Here is a 17,617-nt window from a genome sequence, read left to right on the forward strand (position 1 = left end):
TCTGCGGCGTGTTGTTCGTGGGGGCCGGTCAGAGAGCGCCCTCCCCTGCGAGCCATGCGACGAGGTCGCAGTGAATAAGTGCCCCGCCGTCGAGCGTGGCATGCATCACCTGGCGCGCCGGTCGCTGCGCCGGGTCAGGGAACATCGCCTCCCACGCGCGGTTGATCGCGTCGCGGTCGCGGTAACGTGCCACGTAGAACGTAAGCTTCGCGATGTCGTCGGTGGTGCCGCCCACCGCGCGCATCAGTTCGCGCACGTGCGCGAACACGTTTTGGCACTGTGCTTCGAGCGTCTCGGGCATTTCATTGCTTGCCGGATCGCGCCCCGTGAGCACCCCCGAGTGCACCAGCGGGCCAATCTTGCTGGCCACCGGCACCGGGTTCGCGTGCGCGAACCCGGTGAGGTAAATCGACTCGCGGCGTGCCATGGTCGCTATGCCTTTCGCTCGCTGTGTGCGTGGGGCTCGTTGGGCTCGTTGACGACCGTGTTTTCGATCGTGCCGAGCAGTTCGATCTCGGCGCGCACGACGTCGCCCGCGCGCAAGAAGTTACCCGTGGGGGCGCCAATGCCCGCTGGTGTGCCCGTCGCGATGATGTCGCCCGGCATGAGCGTCATCACGGTTGTCAGCTCGGCGATCTGCGCGGCGATGTCGTAGATCATGTCATCGGTGCGAAAGTCTTGTCGCACCTCGCCGTTGACCGTCAGCGTCATGCGCAGATTCTGCGGGTCGGGCACCTCGTCTGCCGTCGTCAGCCACGGGCCCATCGGCCCGTGGGTGTCGAACGATTTGCCGAGCGTAAACGTGGGCGAGCGCTTTTGCAGCCAGTCGCGCACCGACACGTCGTTCGTCACGAGATAGCCCGCGATCACGTCATAGGCGTCTTCTGCCCGTACGTGACGGCACTCTTTGCCGATCACGACGCCCAGCTCAATCTCGTAGTCGAGCGCGTCAGACACGAGCGGCTTCTCGATGTTGGCGTAGGGGCCGGCAATGCACGAGACCTGTTTGTTGAACCAGAACTGGTTGGTGGGAATGGTGATGCCCGCCTGCCTGGCCTCTTCGGCGTGCTCGCGATAGTTCATGCCGATCGCGAGGTACTTCTGCGGCGCGTCGATGGGCGCCTCGAGGGTCACGTCGGCGAGCGCGAAGCGTGCGCTTGCCGCGTTCGCGGCGGCTGCGGTAATCGTCGGGCGCACGTCGTCTAGCCGCGGCAGCAGTTCGCGCAACGAAGCGCCCACGCCGGGCACGAGCGACAGGTCGATGATCTCGTCGCCCTCGACGAGGCCGACGCGTGCGCCGGTGGACTGGGCCCCTGTGGACTGGGCGCCTGGCGGGGTGAATCGTGCCAGTTTCATGCTGTTGCCCCCTCTGCCGTCACACGCTCCTGCGCGGCCCGCTGTTCTGAGGGCAGGTCGCCCCAGGCCTTCTCGCCGTAGGGGGTCATGTGAAAACTCACGAACCTCCAGGCGCCATCGTCGCCGCGCACGAGCACCTGGGTGACCGGGCCGCTGAGCGTGCGCTCGCCCCCGCCCGGGGCGCGCATACGGTTGGTGAGGGCGCCGGTGATGATCGCGGTGTCGCCGGCGACCCGCAGCGTGAGCTCGCCGCGCGTCATCTCGAGGTACGGCCTGCGCACTTCGACGTGCTCGAGCAGCTCTGTCTTATTCTGTACGACGCCCGGGGCGTGCACGTGCACAATGCTGTCGTCGAAGATGTCGCGCAGCGTTTCGAGGTCACCGTCGATGAGGGCCTGCTGCCTGCGCCGCTCAACCTCGAGCAACTCAGCCCGCTGCGCTGGGGTGGCCGTGTCGATTTGGGTCACGCCAGTGCCCCCTCTGATGCAGCCTGCGTCTCCCACGTGCGAAACCCGCTCGAGTAGGTGTCGTGGCCCGGCCGCAGGGGCTGGCCGACGAGCCGGTGGTAGTTGCTAAAGATCTCGTCGGCCTCAGCGATCGGCAGCACCTCTTCGATCGCCTCGCGGTTGGGCAGCGGCTGGCCGTCGGTGCGTTCGGCGACCATGCGCCGCACCACCTCGTAGCCCTCGCCACGCATGTTCATGATGATGCGGTTGACGGGCACGCGGCGCTCGTCTTCGAAAGCGATGAACGCTTCGTGAATGTTCTCGTGGCGGGCGAGCTGCTCGGCCACGACTCGGGCGTCGAGAAAGGCCTGGCACACGCCGTTGCCGCCGCGGGGGTACATGGCGTGCGCGGAGTCGCCCAGCAGCACGACCCGGCCGTCGACCCACGTGTCGAGGGGTTCGTGGCGAATGAGGGGAAAGAGGTAGACCTCACGGGCGTCGCGCATGAGCTGCTGCACGTCAAACCCTTCGATCTTGACCGTGTCATACAGCGGCAAGAGGTCATCGACGGTGCCGAGCTGGTTCCAGTCTTCGATGGCCTCTTCACCCTCGACTTCGACCACCCAGTTGATGAGCTGTTTGCCCGAGCCCTCAAAGTCGTCGGCGATCGGGTAGATGATCATGGTCGAAATGCGCGGGTCTCCCACGTGCAGAATCGTGTGCCCGTCAAAGATTGGCTCGCGCAGCGTCGTGCCACGGTACATGGTGATGCCCGAGTAGTGCGGCTTCGCAAGATCTGGGTGCATCTGTGCGCGCACGGCCGACTTGATGCCGTCGGCCGCGATGACGCCCTCGTGGCGCACCTCTTCGGTGCGGCCGTCGCGGTGCTCAATGTGCAGGGTGACGCCGTCATCGTCCTGTGTGTAATGGGTGACCCGCGCACCCAGCACGACGGCGTCTTCGCCGAGCCGCTCAATCACCTTGCGGTAGAACATGAGCTGCAGGTAGCCGCGGTGCACAAACCGCTGCTCGTGCTGGTACCCCATGTGCACGCCGCACTTCTCGGCGTAGATTTCTTGTCCGTAGTGGTTGAAGAAGATCGAGTCGACGGCGTCGACCGACATCTCGCGAAACTCTTCGAGCAGGCCGAGCTCTTCGAGCTCTTTGACGCCGTAGACCTTAATGTCGACGCCCACCCCCAGTGGTTTCAGCTCGGGCACGGTCTCATAGATCTTAACCTTGATCCCCTGCTGCTGGAGGCGCAGTGCCGTGATGAGTCCGCCGGGGCCGGCGCCGACGATAGCGATGTCGTGCATGTGGGTTCTAACCTTCTTCTTCTCGGGGGTGCGTGTGGCGTGCGCGGTGCGCCCTAGCCAATCGGCACCAAGTGTGTGCGGGCGTGCTCGGATTCGAGTTCATCGAGAAACTCGAGGCTGGCGCGCCACGCGCGTCTGGCCAGCGCCGCGTCGTATGAGATTACGTGCGGTGCAGGTGAGTTCTTGGCGTTGATGCTGGTGAAGGCGTGCACGGCGTGCGCGTAGAGCTGGGTTTGCCAGTTGGCGCCCGCGGCGCTCATCGCCCGCTGCAGCAGCTCACGCTGCTCGGCGGTGGCCATGGGGTCGGCGTCGCCCGTGCACAGCAGTACGGGTAGGGCGTGCGCCTGCGTCCAGTCGAACTCGATCAGGTCGAGCCCCGCGTGAATCGCGATGACGCCCTGCAGGGGTGCACCGGTGCGGGCGAGCTCGAGCACAGAGGAGCCACCAAAGCAGTAGCCCAGGCCCACGACACGAGCGGGGTCGATCTCGGGCTGCGCACACGCCGCCGCGAGCGCCGCGGTGAGGCGGTCATGCCAGCTACTGCGGTTGCCCGCCATCGAGGCGATGAGCGGCCCAATCTCGTCTTGACTTGTGGGCGTGATGCGCTCAGACCACACGTCTGCCAGAAACACCGGGTACCCCTGGCGTGCGATGCGCTCTGCGGTGGCGACCATCTCGTCGCTAAGCCCAAACGCGTCGTGCACGAGCAGCACCGCGTGCGAACGCCGTGACCCTGCCTGCGCGATCAGCATGCCCCGCATCGAAACACCGTCGCCCGCATAGGCCACGTCGCGGCGCATGAGCGCCCGGCCCGCCGTGGGGGCGGTGCCCGCTAGGGCGGGGCTATGAGATACGTCGACCATGTGTGTCATTCCTCCTTGAACGCTGATCGGTATCGTACGCAGAATCGCACACGATTTCAACTGCGATTATGCAATTTATTCGAATGTTATCCAAAATCACACCAGGCCCATCCCCTTGTCGGCGGTGCGCGATCATCCAATCAACCAGGGGTTTAGCCACCACCACGCCACCACAACGCGACCACCCCTACCTTCCTGCCCCAAAATCACGTATGATTTCACACACGATCAGTTCGCGCTTTCGCGTGGAATTGCTCATCGGACCGCAACGAAGCAGCACCTAAGGAGCACTCGACATGACCGTTGTCGACATCAACATTCACCACCTCCCCGAAGACCTCTTCTCGAACGAGAAGATTCTGAACGGGTTTCTGAACAGCGCCCCGCGCGGGTTCGGCGAGATCGCCACCGTTAAGACGATGGAGAGCGGCAAGCAGCAGCTCATCCTCGAAAAGCCCCGCGGCTATCAAAACCTCAACTACGTCGAGGGCGACTACTCTGCCGAGGCGAAGCTCGCCGCGATGGACGAGGCCGGCGTCGATTACGGCATCATGCGCGTGCCCGTGTGGCAGGAGTGGCTCGACCTCGAGACTTGCAAGGCCGTCAACGACAACGCGGCCGACATCGCCGCCCGTTCAAACGGCAGGCTCTTCACTACCGCGTGTGTGCCACCGTGGGGTGGCAAGGAGAACATCTACGAGCTCGAGCGCAACGTGAAAGAGTTGGGCGCTGTTGGCGTGCAGCTCGCCTGCCACTACGGCCAGCTCTACCTCGATGACCCCGTATTTGAGCCCTACCTCAAGGTCATTGAAAAGCTCGACATTCCGGTTGTCGTGCACCACACGCCGCTGCCCGTGGAATACAAGTCGGTCATCGACTACACGAACCTGCGCCGCGAGTACGGCCGCGTCATGGACCAGGGCATTGCGGTCGGTCGCGAGCTGTTCAGCGGCATGTTTGACCGCATGCCCGGGCTGCGCTTCATTCACACGATGATGGGCGGCAACTGGTTCGCCAACCAGGCGTTGCTCACCCCGCACAAGACCAACAAGGCCGAGGCGATGCAGCGCCTCGACCCCACGGGCGGCGAAAAGATCAAGCAGTACCTCGAAGAGAACATCTTCTTCGACATGACGCACCCGCACTCGTGGGGCAAGACGCAGGTCGAGGCTGCGCTCGAAATTGGCGGCGCCGATCACTACCTCTTCGGCTCCTCCTTTCCCGTGTTCTACAGCTGGATGGGCCAGGGCGTCGAGTTCTTGAAGAACGAGATCGAGGTGAGCGACGCCGACCGCGAGCTCGTGCTCTCGGGCAACGCCAAGCGTCTCTTCAACCTGCCGATCTAACCCCGCCGAACGAAAGGACGCGATCGTGGCTGAGCCCCAATCCCCCAACGACATCGACGAGTTCTTCTCTACCGCGCGCACGAGCGCGCGTGACGAAGCCCTCGCGCTCTCGCAGCACGGCTTTCGTGAGTACCTGTACGACCTGGGGGACGACGTGCTCGCCCCGTATCGCGGCATGAGCTACGAGGAGTTCACGGCCGACCGGTACCAGGCGCCGTTCTTGCGCGAGCTGCTCGACTACTGGCGCGGGCTCTACGACGAGCCCTTCACCGGCATCACGACCGACGGGCGCGTGCGCGAGGGGCTCTACGCCCCCGCGCCGCTCGCGGCCGACGCCGCTCGGCCTGCGGGCGATCCGGATCCCTCGCACGCGGCCCGTCGCGTGCTTGACCTGCTCACGCCCGAGGCGCGTGAGCAGGTGCAGTACCCCATCGATGCGCCCGAGTGGCGCAGCTGGTCGAACCCCGAGTTTGTGTTTTTCAGAACCGGGCTGCGGCTCGAAGATCAGCGGCCTGAGGTCGTGGCGGCGGTGCACGAAGTGCTGCGCGCGAGCCTCAGCGAGACGGGGTATGCGCGGGTGCGCGAGGCCATGAATCTCAACGGATTCTTGGGCGAGCTGGTCGACCTTCCGACGATCATGAACCCCGAGAGCTACTGGTTCGCGTTGTACGGTGACCCGGAGCAGGAGGCCTGGGGGTGGCAGCTGTTTGGCCACCACGTCGCGCTCAACTTCGTGAGCGTGGCGGGGCGGCATGTCCTTGCACCCGTGTTCATAGGCGCCGAGCCAGCGCTCACCGAGGGTGAGCGCGAGCCGCTGTTTGACGAGCGCGAGCAGCTCGCGCTCGAGCTCGCCGCGTCCCTTGACGCAGATCAGCGGGCCCGGGCCGTCGTCTACGACTCGGTGCTCGACCCTGCGATGCCCGAGGGGCGGCTACACCCCGCCGACGAACGGCACGTGGCGGGCGCGTTTCGCGACAACCGGGTGGTGCCGTACGAGGGGATCCCGGCGTCGGCGCTCGACGCGGGGCAGCGGGCGCTGCTCGTCGGCATCGTCGCTGACTTCTTCGCGCTGCTGCAGCCCGAGCAGCGTGACCTCGCCGTCGACGAGGTCGTCGCTCACCTCGACGAGACGCACCTCGCCTGGTACGGCGCCACCGATGGCTCGCAGCCGTTCTACTTTCGCGTGCACGGGCCAACGGTTCTCGCCGAGCTCGATCACCACGCCGGCGTGTGGCTGGGCAACCGGCTGCCCGAGCGGTTTCACGTGCACACGACGCTTCGCCTGCCCAACGGCGGCGACTACGGCAAGGCGCTTATCGCGCTGTCGTAGGGGCCGAGGAGAAACCCCCGCCCAACGCCCCAGTGGGGCCACGGGTGGGGGTTATGCGTACTCATAACCCCCATCCGTGGCCCCGCGAGTCCCGCGAGTTAGCGCGGTGACCCGCTCAGGGCAGCGTCGAGTCTTCGGCGTGACGCTGGTCGTCGTGCGCACGCACCGCCTCGAGCGTGTTGATCTCGTGCCTGCGAGCGGCCGTCTCAATCATCTCGGCGTCGGCCTTCGCTTCGATCATGTCGAGCAGCGCGTCGTGCTCGGCAAGCGACGCGATCGCGCGGCCCGGCGCGTACCAAAACGCCGAGCGCCGAATGATGTCCATGCGGGTCCACTCGGCGTCGACCATGCCGATGAGCCGCTCGTCGTCACAGTGCGAGCAGATGAACTGGTGAAACTTGCGGTTGATGCGACCAAATCGGTTCGTGTCAAAGTTGGCGAGCGCGTCGCGCATCTCGTCATTGAGCGCGCGAGCCTGGGTGATGTGCTCGGCCGTCATGTTCTCTGCGGCGAGCGCGGTGGCGAGGCCTTCGAGCCTCGCAAGCAATCTGATTGTGCGCTTCCAGGCGTGGGTGTCGAACGTCTTCACGGTGGCGCCGGCATTGGGCACAATGTCGACCCAGCCTTCGGCCTCGAGCCGGCGCAGTGATTCGCGCCACGGCACCGAGCTGATGTCGTACTCGCGCGACAGCTGATCGATGACCAGTCGGTAGCCCGGTCCGTATGTTCCGTCCATGATCTTCGATTTCAAGATCGTGTAGCACTTCTCTGCTTTGGTGATTGCCATGCGTCGTTCTCCCGTCGCTCGATCTCACGGGAGTGTTCGATCTCAGCCTGCGATTATCCTATCTAATTTCACACACGATTTGGGTGTTGGTTTGTAATGATCCGGATCATTCTGCCGATCTCGGGTCTGGCCGCAGCTCCTTTGCGCGTGAGCACCAGCGCTCGTAGCGCGTCGGGGGCGGGGGTTAGAGAGCGGGTTTCGACGCGAAAGCGGGTGAGGCTCGCACGGTCGGCATCGGGCACGATGCCCCAGCCGAGGCCGGCCTCGATGAGTGACATGCCACTCTGGATCGTCTCGGCGACGCGCACCGTGGCGGGCTTGACGCCGTGCCGGGCGAGGGCCGCATCGACCGCCTCGGGTGCGCTCGGCACCGCGGCCGTGCGGTGCGGCTGCACGAGCGTCTGGCCAGCGAAGGCACCGAGCGGCAGCGGATCGGGCAGCTCGTGCAGCTCGGGCGGCAGTGCGGCAACGAGCGGAATGTCACCCCAGTCATAGATGTCGAACTCGGCCCGGTGCTGCCGAGCGAAGTGTGTGGCGTCTGCCACCGCGAGCGCGGCGACGTCGACCGTGCGGGCGTGCAGCATGTCGATTGCCTCCCACGGCGGCGGATCCCCCAACCGCACCTCAATGTGCGGCGCCTCGCGCGCGAGCTCGCGCAGCAGCGTAGGCACTCGCTGCCACATCAGGATCGGCACCGAGGCGACCGAGATCGTCCCCTCGAGGCCAGACGAGAAGCGGCCGATCGTTTCGATCATGGCGTCGACGTCACCGAGCATCTTGGACGCGGCACCCAGCAGATAGCGGCCGGCTGCGGTGGGGCGCACGCCGCGTGACGAACGGGTGAGCAGCTCGACCCCCAGCTGACGCTCGAGCCGCGAGATCGCGACGCTCAGCGACGGCTGCGCGATCGAGAGCGCCGTGGCGGCGGCAGTCAGCGAGCCCGCTTCGGCGGCGGCGACGAAGTATTTGAGGGCCCGGATCTCTAGCTCTGGCGTGACCATTGACACCCTTCCATAGCGTGCGTCTATGGCAAGGGTAGGCAAGATCGGGGTTCCGCGCCAGCGCCCCGCGCACGATGCTGAAGTGACATGCCCGCTTTGCCACCTCATGAACAGGAGTCACCGATGCTTCCCGTCACCAATGACCACCCCGAGTTTCAGATCACCCGCGCCAGCCACGTGTCGCTCGGCGTCACCGACCTCGAGCGCAGCCGAGATTTCTACCGCGATGTGGTGGGCCTCGTGGTCACGGCAGAGACCGATGACCGCGTGTATCTGCGCGGGCTCGAGGAGGCCGCGCACCACAGTCTCGTGCTCGAACGCTCTGACACGGCGCAGGCTCACCGCATTGGGCTGCGCGTGCGCACCGACGACGACATTTATGCGGCAGAGAAGTTTTTTGCTGCGGCGGGCATCTCGCACGAACGGGTGGAGGTCGACCACCAGGGCCCTACGCTGCAGTTTCGCGACCCCGTGGGCACGCTCATGGAGCTCACCTCGTCGATGGACGTCGTCGAGCGTCGCATGCAAAACTTCGACCAGTTTGTGGGCGGTGCACCGCAGCGTCTCGACCACTACCAGGTCGTCACCTACGACGTGCAGAAGGCGACCGACTTTTGGACGGGCCTCGGCATGCGCATGTCTGAGTACACCGCGAAAGACGGCACCGACGAGCTGTGGGGCTCGTGGATGGAGGTGAAGGGCAACACGCACGACCTCGTCTTCACAAACGGCCGCGGGCCGCGCCTGCACCACTTCGCGTTCGCGGTGCCCGACGGCTCGTCGCTGCTGCACGCGGCAGACGTCGCGGGGGCGCTGGGGCACGGCGACGAGATCGACCGCGGCCCCGGCCGCCACGGCATCAGCAATGCGCTGTTTCTATACTTGCGCGACCCCGACCAGCACCGGGTCGAACTGTTCAACACGCACTACCAGTTCATCGACCTCGAGACCCCGCCGATCCGCTGGGACATCTCGAACCCGCGCCGCGCCCAGCTGTGGGGCATGCCGGCCTCCAACCGCTGGTTCTTCGAGGCGAGTGAGTTTCCGGGCGAAGAGGTGCACGAACCGCTGCTCCAGGCGTCACCCGAAACACTCGAAGCTTACCTCGGGCTGCACTAGCGACCTGCACTAGCGGTCATCCACCGTGATGTAGAGCTTCCGCGTGGGCTCGTGCAGCTCCCAGCGCCCCACCCATCCTGACGGCATTGCGACGGTGTCGCCTGCCCGCAACTCGATGGGTTCAGCCCCCTCGGTGTGCAGTGTGGCGTGCCCCGCAATGATATGGCACATTTCGGTGTACCCGTCACGCCGCGCAGGAAATCCCCCCTCGGTACCTTCCCAGTACCCAAGCTCGATGCCTGAAGCCACACTGGTAAAGAACGGTCGATCCGCTTCGCGCATGTTAGGGGTGAGCGCGTTAGCGCGCTCACGAAACGGTCCGAGCCCGATCAGCTGCGGCTGATGGATCGCGGTCGCCACTGGGGTCTCGAGCTGTGCGCTCATGCGATCACCCGCTCAAAGGAGTGATCCATGTCGTTGGCCAGACGCCCCACAGCAGCCGGCGGGCTCACGGGCACACCGCGGCGGCCTGCTGCGCTATCGCGCAGCACATCGGCCGTAATCTCAGGGATGCGGGTTGCCCCGAGGAAGCCCATGGCGGCGCGCAGCTCGTCGGTGAGAATGTCGAAGGCCCCCGCCGCGCCGCGGCCTGCCGAGGCCGCGAGCCCGTAGGCGAACGGCCGCCCCGCCGACACCACATCGGCTCCCAGCGCGAGCGCTTTTGCGATGTCGGTGCCGCGGCGCACGCCGCTGTCGAACACGACAGTGCCGCGCCCGTTCACCGCGTCAGCAACCTCGGGAAGCGCCTCAATAGTGGCGGGCTGCGAGTCGAACTGGCGACCGCCATGGTTTGACACAAACACGCCGTCGAGCCCCAGTTCCATCGCAGTATTTGCGTCTGCGGCGCCCATCACCCCCTTCACGAGAATCTGGCCGCTCCAGCGCTTACGCAACCGGGCAATGTCGGTCCAGGTCGCAGAGGGGTTCTCGTTCGCCGCCATCCACGGGTCCATCTCGCGCATGCGCATGCGGCGCCCGCTCACACTGTAGGTGCCGAATGTCATGGGTCGACCAGTGACGAGGTTCCACAGCCAGCGCGGGTGCAGTGCCACATTGATCACGTCGCCAAACGGCGGCTTGGGCGGCATCCCGATGCCGTGACGCAGGTCTCGGTCGCGTTTGCTCGACTCGGCGACATCCCCCGCAATCACCAGCGTGTCGACCCCGAGCGCCTTTGCGCGGTCGATGTGCCGTTCCGTCTCGGCTTCGTCTTTCCAGAACGCAATCTGCGACCATACGCGGCCGGGCGCGGCCTCGACGACCTCTTCAAGCGAACAGCCCGACCATGGGCTGTGCGTAAAAATACTTTCAGCTTTTGCCGCGGCGCGCGCGATGGCCACGTCTGCCTTCGGGTGCATCAGTGTGAGCAGCCCCATGGGTGACACGATGAGCGGTGTCCCGAGGTACGTGCCAAACACGCTCGACGACGTGTCTCGTTCTGCGATGTCGACCATCACGCGCTGCTGCAGCATGATCTCATCGAGCGCCGCTCGATTTCGGTCAAGCGTCAGCTCATCGAGCGCGCCACCGTAAAGAAAGTCTGAGACCATCTTGGGTAGGCGCCGATGCGCAACCCTGCGCAGGTCCTCAATGCTGTGAATTTTCATACGAAATCGGTTTCCTTAGATTTCTGATGTTCCGGATCGGGTTAGCGCGTATGCGGGTTAAATGAACCGCGACAGAAAGGCTTGGGTGCGCTCGTGCTGCGGGTTACCCAGCACCTCTTCTGGTGGGCCCTGCTCAACGACAACACCGTCTGCCATGAACACGACCTGGTCGCTCACCTCGCGAGCGAAGCCCAGTTCGTGGGTAACGACGATCATCGTCATGCCGTCTGCGGCTAGGTCGCGCATCACTTCAAGCACCTCGCCCACGAGCTCTGGGTCGAGCGCGCTAGTGGGCTCGTCAAACAACAGCAATTTGGGCTTCATCGCGAGTGCACGCGCAATCGCGATGCGCTGCTGCTGGCCACCCGAAAGCTCTTGCGGGTACGCGTGCGCCTTATCACTCAGCCCCACGCGCTCAAGCAGTACGAGCGCCTCAGCGATCACGTCGGCTTTCTTGCGTTTCAGTACCTGCACCGGGCCCTCAATCACGTTTTCGAGGATGGTGCGGTGGGGAAAGAGGTTGAACCGCTGAAACACCATGCCCGTTTGGCGGCGGCTCTTCGCGATCGCTGTTTCTTTTGCTTCGACCAGGTGATCACGGTGGCGGGTCGCGCCCACCATATCGCCGTCAACGAGGATGAACCCCGCGTCAACGGTTTCGAGTCGATTCACGCACCGCAGCATCGTCGTCTTGCCCGAACCCGAAGGCCCCAACAGGCAGGTGACCGAACCTACTGGCACGTTGAGTGACACGTCCTTGAGTACCACGTTGTCACCGAAGGCCTTACGCACACCCCGAATTTCAACCATGTTCGCGTTCATGCTGCGATTTCCTTTCGCTTCGCGGAGCGCTGCTTACGCGGCGTAAATCCGCGCCCGTAGCGTTCTTCAAGTCGCGACTGCACGGCGCTGAGTGCAGTCGTCAGGGCGAGATACCAGGCACATGCCACCAACAGCAGCGGAATCACTTGGTAGTTGAGCGCATAGATCGACTGGGCCGCATAGAGCAGGTCAGAGATCGCAAGCACACTCACGAGCGAGGTGCTCTTGAGCATTGAAATCACCTGGTTACCCGTGGGCGGAATCACGACACGCATGGCCTGTGGCAAGATGACGCGGTTCATCAGCTTGCCACGGGTCATTCCGATTGCCCGGCCGGCGTCCAGCTGTCCCTCGTCGACCGACGAGATGCCACTACGAATAATCTCGGCCATGTAGGCCGCTTCATTCAACGCAAGCCCCAAAAATGCCGCCACCAGCGGGGTAATGAGCACGTTGGCTGAGCCCAGTTCAATACCCGGCCCACCAAACGGCAGCCCCAGCACGATCATCGGGTAGAGCGCCGCGATGTTGTACCAAAAGATCAGCTGTACCAGCAGCGGTGTGCCCCGAAAGAACCAAATGTAAGCGCGACTCGTCCATGCAAAGATTGCGTTGTTTGAAACGCGCATCACAGCGAGCACAACGCCTAGCAAAATACCGATTGTCATTGAGACGACCGTCAGCGCGATCGTCAGCAGCACACCCTGCAGAATCTGTGGGTTGAACAAATAGTCGAGCACGACCGGCCAACCAAAGTTTTCGTTAGTGAATACGTCTGCGACTACAAGGACTGCGATGAGGATCACCAGCACGCCACCGGCGAGCATCACGTTATTGCGTCGTTTACGTACTTCGAGCGTGCTCAGCGTACTCTGAATCTGGGTCGATGGACCCGCTTCAGAAGAAGCTACTTTTGAGAGTGTTGGAGTAGTCATTGCCCCGCCCTAGGCCTGTGGAGCGTTGATCAGAGCGTCGTCGATTGCCATCGATTCGAGCCCGTACGAGGTCAGCATGTCGAGGTATTCCGGCGACTCGATCACTGCGTTCATAGCTGTCGATACCGCATCGAGCATGTCGGTGTCCTTGGGAATACCAATTCCGACATTTCCAAAGGCATTCTCTTCCACGACTTCAAATCTCGCATCTTGGTCGGCCGCATACGCGATGATGGGGGCATCCGCGAAGACCGCGTCTGCCCGACCGCTCAAAACCGAGGACACAGCTTGCTGTGTGTCAGGAAACTGCAACACCTCAAGGGCACCAGCGCCGCTTTTAGCGCACTCCGCTACCATCTCAGGAACACGCGCTGTGAGCTGGTAGGACCCCTTGAGCACGGCCACACGCTTGCCGCACAGTGCATCGAACGCAACACCCTGTGGGTTGCCCGCTTGTGCCCCAAGGCCGTTGCCGACGCGCACATAATCGACGAAATCGAGCTGCTTAATACGCTCAGAAGTCGGAGTCATTGAGGAGACCGTGAGGTCAAAACGATTTGCGCTCAAGCCTGGAATAATGGCGTCGAAGTTGGTGACATCGATTTGAAGGTCAAGATCCAGCGCGCCTGCGAGCAATCGCGCAATGTCGGGGTTGAGCCCGGTCATCTCCTTCGTACCTTCGCGGTAAAACTGCGTGGGTGGCTCGTTAGTGGGAATAGCAACGACGAGCTGGCCCGTGTCGCGAATGCTCTGCGGCACCAGGGCCGCTGCAGCCTCCACTGGCGCCATCGTGGGTTCTGAGCTGGCCTGAGCGGGCTCGTCAGTGGGCGCTGTTGAGCAGCCTGCCAGCAGGGCGACAGCTCCAAGTGCTGCGCCAATAGTGGCGATAGCGCGCCGCGTTGCGCGCTGTCTGTTGGGAGTGTGAGGATTCAAGAGGCTCTCCTTTGAAATTCTCTTCGTTGAGAAAAGCGGTGGCCTTTCCCGCTTGCCCTAATCAGGGCAGCAACATCAGTGTTCCAAGAGGGGACACCAGAACCGATGGAGTATTCTCCAGCAGAAGCATCGAATAATTATCGAGGAGCACAAATGCGTCGTTTGTCGCACGCCGTACCCAGCTCGTTGGCCGACCTCATCGAGGCGCTGGCTCCTTACTTGAGCGCAGCTGAGCACAGCCCCTCTCACCTCGAGACGGGCTTCACCGGAGTCGCGTTTGTTGAAGCATCATTGCTTGGACCGCGGGCTCCCTCAGTGAGGGGTCAAGTACTACTCGCCCCCGGCCTCAGCGCGGCAGACATCTTCACCACTGCGTCTCAGCTTGCCCACTTCGGTGCGGCAGCTCTCGTCGTACGCGCACCAGGCTCTTCCGAGCTGCACAGCGAGCCGCCCGCACTGCCAGTACTTACCCTCGACGATGCGGGCGACTGGGGCCAGCTCTACTCGACCGCCCAGAGCATGATCCGTCCACGAGTGGGGGAGTATGTGGCGAGTGCGAAATTGGGCGACTTGTTTAGCGCGGCCAACTCGCTCGCGTCCATCGCGTTTGGCGCGGTCAGCTTCGTTGATGATGCTGGTCGAATTATCGGATATTCCACCCACGCTGACCAACCCATCGATGACACCCGGCGCGCGAGCACGCTGTCTCTTCGTGAGGCTGTCGCTCCATCGAGCGATGCCGAATATCGTGAAGTGATGCGCTCTCCGTTAGCGCTCCACTTCGCTGGCGAGTCAAACGAATATGGCAGGGTCGCTCGGGCAGTGCGCTATGCGAATGAGATGCTTGGCACGGTGTGGGTCGTGCAGATAGACCCGGCCTTGGCAGCCGTGACCATGGCACTTCTCGATGACGTTGCCCCGGTGGTGACCCAGCACTTTCTCCGCGCAAGAAATGAGGAGCTTGATGGGGGCCAGCGCAAACGGCAGCTGGTGCGCGCGATCCTCGAGAACTCAGCTGATGCTGCCACCGCGTACGCGCAGCTCGCACTGCCACCCAGCCAAGACACGGTGGTCGTGAGTTTTGGTGTGCGCGATGATTCAGAGGCCCACACTCAGTTTGGGCTACGTCGCTTGTTGCAACTGGTGAAGGGCAACGCTTCAACAGCCTTTGCCTTCTACGAGTGCGCGCTGCTCGAGAACCGTGTCGTGATTGTCATTTCGGGCGCTTCTGAAGAGCACATTATGTCGTTCGCTACTTGGGTCTGCCGCGCTGATGAGACCATCGCCGCAGGTATTGGGTCAGTCGCAGCGGGGCATTCACAGGTGCCACGCTCGCATCACGAGTCTGAGCTCGTTGTGTCGGCGCTCCTCTCAAGCACTGCCACGCTTGCAAGCCCGACGAGCCCCACGGGCGCTACTGGCCCGCTGAGCCCGTTACAAAGCGATGCAACGACACGCATTGCGACCTTCCGTAACGCACGCAATACGATCGCTTTGAGCCAGGTGGCCGAAGCGATGACGACGATGTCAGTGACGAGGGGAGACGCATTCGAGGCAATCACCCGTCACGATCGTCTTCACGGTACGCAGCTGCAGCTCACGTTGCGCACGTACTTCGACTGCGGCGGCAGCGTGCGCGACGCGGCTGCCACCTTGCACGTGCACCAAAACACGCTCCGATATCGGCTCACGAGTGTGACCGACACTTTGGGTATCGACATCAATGACGCCCACACTCGCTTATGGTTGTGGCTGCGCCTCACGGCCACGACATTCACCGGCAAGTAGGTTCCCGGTACACCACTTTACGGGGCACTACTCCCGCCCACTCCAATGCGTCGACGCTCACCTGTTGTCAATCGCAGTATCCTAACTTCGTGCACCGTGCGTGCCACGGTGAGAACGTCAAATGACCTACGGAGCGAACTGTTGCCTGACACCCCTACGTTAGTTTTCCTCCATGGAGTCGGAGATGGAGACCTCGACAATACCTGGCGCACGCGTCTCGACGCGTCGCTCGAACATGCTGGTTACCCCAGCCTCGAAGAAGTTCGCGTCATCACCCCCAAATACCCCTACACTCTGAAGGGAATAGACGACGAGCACGAACTACCGCCAGTCACCGTATCCACGCCTTCTCGCGATGCGGCCCGCCTCAATCGCCGTGAATTCGAGCGCCGCACAAGCGCCATCGAACACCGCATTCAACACATGAATGCCGGCAACGGCTATGTTGGCGCAGAGACCGTAGTGGGCGGTGGCCTGAGAGTGCTCAACCAGGCTCAGAATTATCTGAAGAACGACAATGTGCGCGCCGCTGTCCTCAACCTTGTACTTGCCGAAGTTCCGGCTTCTGGCAACATTATTATTGTTGGTCACAGTCTGGGCTCAGTGATCGCAGCCGACCTGCTTCGCAGACTTCCCGACAGCGTCACAGTCACAGCCCTCATCACGCTCGGTAGCCCTCTAGCCCACAACGAATTCGATGTCGACAACCTCAGAGCTCTCCTGAAGGAACCACCTGTCAACCTGGGGTGGTGGGTCAATTATTGGAACACCGCAGATTTCGTAGTTGGGTACCGCGGCCTTTCCTCGGTGTTCACGTGGATGCTAGATTCAAGTTATACATCCGGGTTGTTTCCCGCCTCGCACTTTGCTCAGAACTATCTCTCACAAGCTCGAGTTGCCGAAACCATAGGTTTTGCTCTCTTCGGGTCGCGATCGACTGAGCTCGTGAAGTCAGTGACAACCACTGATCTTGCACTCCAGCCAGAAGAGATCTCGCTGCTCATGTCGTTGCGCTTCGCGCACCTCATATCCATGCGAATGAAAGGCGACCGGGAGAACCGGTTCGCGGGAGCCTTGCGCTCGACCCAGGCGGCTGCAATCGATGCACTCAAGAGTCGCTATAGCGAAACGAAACGCCCCCTCCCCAGTGCCATTGCGGCGCTCACCGTTGACCTGGCCGACCCCGATTCCGTCCCTCCCATGCCGGCAGCGCACTCTCACCTCACGCGCTTCAATGCTGCGGTACTGTTCACGGTACTGGCCACGGAAAATCCAATTCGCCCCTTTGAGATCGCAGTCCCCAAGTCTGTACTACATGACTCATTGCGGGTTTTGGCTCGCGAGATGCAACTCCCTAGCAAGTTCGCGGACGACGCGGTATCCAACCTGAAGCTCGCGCGAGAGACTATAGCCGGGGGCCGCGCCGCCGCAATCATCAAGTGGAGTGCTGTAAGCCTTGGCGCGGTCGCGCTAGTGGCTGCCACGGGTGGGCTGGTGCTCGCTGCTGGAACCGGCCTTGCGGGCGCTGCAGCGATCACAAGTGCACTTGCGACCTTCGGGCCTGGCGGGATGATCGGTGGCCTACTTACCGCTGGTACCCTTGCGACCGCAGGCGGCGGTGGCATCGCGTTTGGGCTCGCCAGCCCGAGCACGTCGACGGAAACTTTCGAGCAGTTTTTTGCCAGCCAGCTGGCCAAGGAACTCCTCCTGAAGGACCAAGATATCGAAACCGATGGCGTGCTCTGGGACAACCTAGTTCAGACAGAAATGCAGGTACGACGCCAGTACGAGCAGCTCGACGAGTTCTCTGACAGTGGGTCACCGTTCCTCAAACAACTGAACGAAAAGCTCAGTGTCATCAAGCGAACCATCACTCTTCTAGAGGAGCACGAACTCTCGCCTGTGACCGACCCAGACCTCGACGAGAAACTTGGGAGCGTATAGCCCAAGCTGCGGCAGAGTCAGCTT

The 17,617-nt window shown here is 63.0% G+C and carries 17 protein-coding genes; 5 read left to right on the forward strand and 12 right to left on the reverse strand.

Annotated elements, in window-relative coordinates; genetic code table 11:
- Positions 1-28: 28 nt before the first annotated feature.
- Genes ACXR2W_RS11555 through ACXR2W_RS11575 form a run of 5 tightly spaced genes read right to left on the reverse strand, consistent with a single transcriptional unit; the run spans position 29 to position 3,981 of the window.
- Positions 29-427, reverse strand: coding sequence for a RidA family protein (locus ACXR2W_RS11555; RefSeq protein ID WP_458815944.1), 399 nt, complete (start codon positions 425-427; stop codon positions 29-31).
- 5 nt (positions 428-432) lie between these two features.
- Complete coding sequence (locus ACXR2W_RS11560; protein ID WP_458815942.1) at positions 433-1,356, reverse strand: fumarylacetoacetate hydrolase family protein; 924 nt, start codon at positions 1,354-1,356, stop codon at positions 433-435.
- A complete protein-coding gene (locus ACXR2W_RS11565; protein WP_458815940.1) occupies positions 1,353-1,823 on the reverse strand; it encodes a YybH family protein in 471 nt (156 codons plus the stop codon). The genes ACXR2W_RS11560 and ACXR2W_RS11565 overlap by 4 nt, the downstream gene beginning before the upstream one ends.
- Positions 1,820-3,118: an FAD-dependent monooxygenase gene (locus ACXR2W_RS11570; RefSeq protein ID WP_458815938.1), complete on the reverse strand. Its 1,299-nt coding sequence runs from the start codon at positions 3,116-3,118 to the stop codon at positions 1,820-1,822. Before ACXR2W_RS11570 ends, ACXR2W_RS11565 begins: the two co-directional genes overlap by 4 nt.
- Before the next feature lie 53 nt (positions 3,119-3,171).
- Positions 3,172-3,981, reverse strand: a complete 810-nt coding sequence (locus tag ACXR2W_RS11575) for a dienelactone hydrolase family protein (protein ID WP_458815936.1) — start codon at positions 3,979-3,981, stop codon at positions 3,172-3,174.
- A 296-nt stretch (positions 3,982-4,277) separates the two neighbouring features.
- On the opposite strand from ACXR2W_RS11575, the gene ACXR2W_RS11580 reads away from it, so the two are divergent.
- Both ACXR2W_RS11580 and ACXR2W_RS11585 read left to right on the forward strand, forming a co-directional pair.
- Positions 4,278-5,327, forward strand: coding sequence for an amidohydrolase family protein (locus ACXR2W_RS11580; RefSeq protein ID WP_458815934.1), 1,050 nt, complete (start codon positions 4,278-4,280; stop codon positions 5,325-5,327).
- Between the two features lie 25 nt (positions 5,328-5,352).
- Entirely contained in the window at positions 5,353-6,657 is a 1,305-nt protein-coding gene (locus ACXR2W_RS11585) for a DUF3500 domain-containing protein (RefSeq protein ID WP_458815932.1), read from the forward strand.
- A gap of 115 nt (positions 6,658-6,772) precedes the next feature.
- Here the strand turns inward: ACXR2W_RS11585 and ACXR2W_RS11590 are convergent, their stop codons facing one another.
- Together ACXR2W_RS11590 and ACXR2W_RS11595 are read right to left on the reverse strand one after the other, a co-directional pair.
- A complete protein-coding gene (locus ACXR2W_RS11590) occupies positions 6,773-7,444 on the reverse strand; it encodes a GntR family transcriptional regulator (RefSeq protein ID WP_458815930.1) in 672 nt (223 codons plus the stop codon).
- Between the two features lie 68 nt (positions 7,445-7,512).
- Positions 7,513-8,445, reverse strand: a complete 933-nt coding sequence (locus ACXR2W_RS11595) for a LysR family transcriptional regulator (RefSeq protein WP_458815928.1) — start codon at positions 8,443-8,445, stop codon at positions 7,513-7,515.
- Between the two features lie 123 nt (positions 8,446-8,568).
- Here ACXR2W_RS11595 and hpaD point away from each other — a divergent pair, with 123 nt between their 5' ends.
- The gene (gene hpaD / locus ACXR2W_RS11600; RefSeq protein ID WP_458815926.1) at positions 8,569-9,564 is read left to right on the forward strand and encodes a 3,4-dihydroxyphenylacetate 2,3-dioxygenase; all 996 of its coding nucleotides are present in this window, start codon (positions 8,569-8,571) and stop codon (positions 9,562-9,564) included.
- Positions 9,565-9,573: 9 nt separating this feature from the next.
- Here hpaD and ACXR2W_RS11605 read toward each other — a convergent pair whose 3' ends face one another.
- Genes ACXR2W_RS11605 through ACXR2W_RS11625 form a run of 5 tightly spaced genes read right to left on the reverse strand, consistent with a single transcriptional unit; the run spans position 9,574 to position 13,717 of the window.
- Positions 9,574-9,948 carry a cupin domain-containing protein gene (locus ACXR2W_RS11605; protein ID WP_458815924.1) on the reverse strand — a complete coding sequence of 125 codons (375 nt, stop codon included), beginning with the start codon at positions 9,946-9,948 and terminating at the stop codon, positions 9,574-9,576.
- On the reverse strand, positions 9,945-11,171 hold the full coding sequence (locus ACXR2W_RS11610; RefSeq protein ID WP_458815922.1) for an alpha-hydroxy acid oxidase: 1,227 nt from the start codon (positions 11,169-11,171) through the stop codon (positions 9,945-9,947). The genes ACXR2W_RS11605 and ACXR2W_RS11610 overlap by 4 nt, the downstream gene beginning before the upstream one ends.
- 57 nt (positions 11,172-11,228) lie before the next feature.
- Complete coding sequence (locus ACXR2W_RS11615) at positions 11,229-11,993, reverse strand: amino acid ABC transporter ATP-binding protein (RefSeq protein ID WP_458815920.1); 765 nt, start codon at positions 11,991-11,993, stop codon at positions 11,229-11,231.
- On the reverse strand, positions 11,990-12,928 hold the full coding sequence (locus ACXR2W_RS11620) for an amino acid ABC transporter permease (protein WP_458815918.1): 939 nt from the start codon (positions 12,926-12,928) through the stop codon (positions 11,990-11,992). The genes ACXR2W_RS11615 and ACXR2W_RS11620 overlap by 4 nt, the downstream gene beginning before the upstream one ends.
- 9 nt (positions 12,929-12,937) lie before the next feature.
- Entirely contained in the window at positions 12,938-13,717 is a 780-nt protein-coding gene (locus ACXR2W_RS11625) for a transporter substrate-binding domain-containing protein (RefSeq protein WP_458815972.1), read from the reverse strand.
- 297 nt (positions 13,718-14,014) lie between these two features.
- Here ACXR2W_RS11625 and ACXR2W_RS11630 point away from each other — a divergent pair, with 297 nt between their 5' ends.
- The gene (locus ACXR2W_RS11630; protein WP_458815916.1) at positions 14,015-15,649 is read left to right on the forward strand and encodes a PucR family transcriptional regulator; all 1,635 of its coding nucleotides are present in this window, start codon (positions 14,015-14,017) and stop codon (positions 15,647-15,649) included.
- Positions 15,650-15,790: 141 nt separating this feature from the next.
- Positions 15,791-17,593 (forward strand): hypothetical protein, encoded by a 1,803-nt coding sequence (locus ACXR2W_RS11635; protein WP_458815914.1) that lies wholly within the window; start codon positions 15,791-15,793, stop codon positions 17,591-17,593.
- Positions 17,594-17,617 lie beyond the last annotated feature (24 nt).

Source organism: Leucobacter faecis, from assembly GCF_054456695.2.

Bases quoted from the DNA above. Each gene is read 5' to 3' on its own strand.
- ACXR2W_RS11630 (WP_458815916.1), top strand. From the start codon at position 14,015: ATGCGTCGTTTGTCGCACGCCGTACCCAGCTCGTTGGCCGACCTCATC.
- ACXR2W_RS11590 (WP_458815930.1), bottom strand. From the start codon at position 7,444: ATGGCAATCACCAAAGCAGAGAAGTGCTACACGATCTTGAAATCGAAG.
- ACXR2W_RS11605 (WP_458815924.1), bottom strand. From the start codon at position 9,948: ATGAGCGCACAGCTCGAGACCCCAGTGGCGACCGCGATCCATCAGCCG.
- ACXR2W_RS11580 (WP_458815934.1), top strand. From the start codon at position 4,278: ATGACCGTTGTCGACATCAACATTCACCACCTCCCCGAAGACCTCTTC.
- ACXR2W_RS11560 (WP_458815942.1), bottom strand. From the start codon at position 1,356: ATGAAACTGGCACGATTCACCCCGCCAGGCGCCCAGTCCACAGGGGCC.
- ACXR2W_RS11575 (WP_458815936.1), bottom strand. From the start codon at position 3,981: ATGGTCGACGTATCTCATAGCCCCGCCCTAGCGGGCACCGCCCCCACG.
- hpaD (WP_458815926.1), top strand. From the start codon at position 8,569: ATGCTTCCCGTCACCAATGACCACCCCGAGTTTCAGATCACCCGCGCC.
- ACXR2W_RS11610 (WP_458815922.1), bottom strand. From the start codon at position 11,171: ATGAAAATTCACAGCATTGAGGACCTGCGCAGGGTTGCGCATCGGCGC.
- ACXR2W_RS11620 (WP_458815918.1), bottom strand. From the start codon at position 12,928: ATGACTACTCCAACACTCTCAAAAGTAGCTTCTTCTGAAGCGGGTCCA.
- ACXR2W_RS11615 (WP_458815920.1), bottom strand. From the start codon at position 11,993: ATGAACGCGAACATGGTTGAAATTCGGGGTGTGCGTAAGGCCTTCGGT.
- ACXR2W_RS11570 (WP_458815938.1), bottom strand. From the start codon at position 3,118: ATGCACGACATCGCTATCGTCGGCGCCGGCCCCGGCGGACTCATCACG.
- ACXR2W_RS11625 (WP_458815972.1), bottom strand. From the start codon at position 13,717: ATGGCGCCAGTGGAGGCTGCAGCGGCCCTGGTGCCGCAGAGCATTCGC.
- ACXR2W_RS11595 (WP_458815928.1), bottom strand. From the start codon at position 8,445: ATGGTCACGCCAGAGCTAGAGATCCGGGCCCTCAAATACTTCGTCGCC.
- ACXR2W_RS11555 (WP_458815944.1), bottom strand. From the start codon at position 427: ATGGCACGCCGCGAGTCGATTTACCTCACCGGGTTCGCGCACGCGAAC.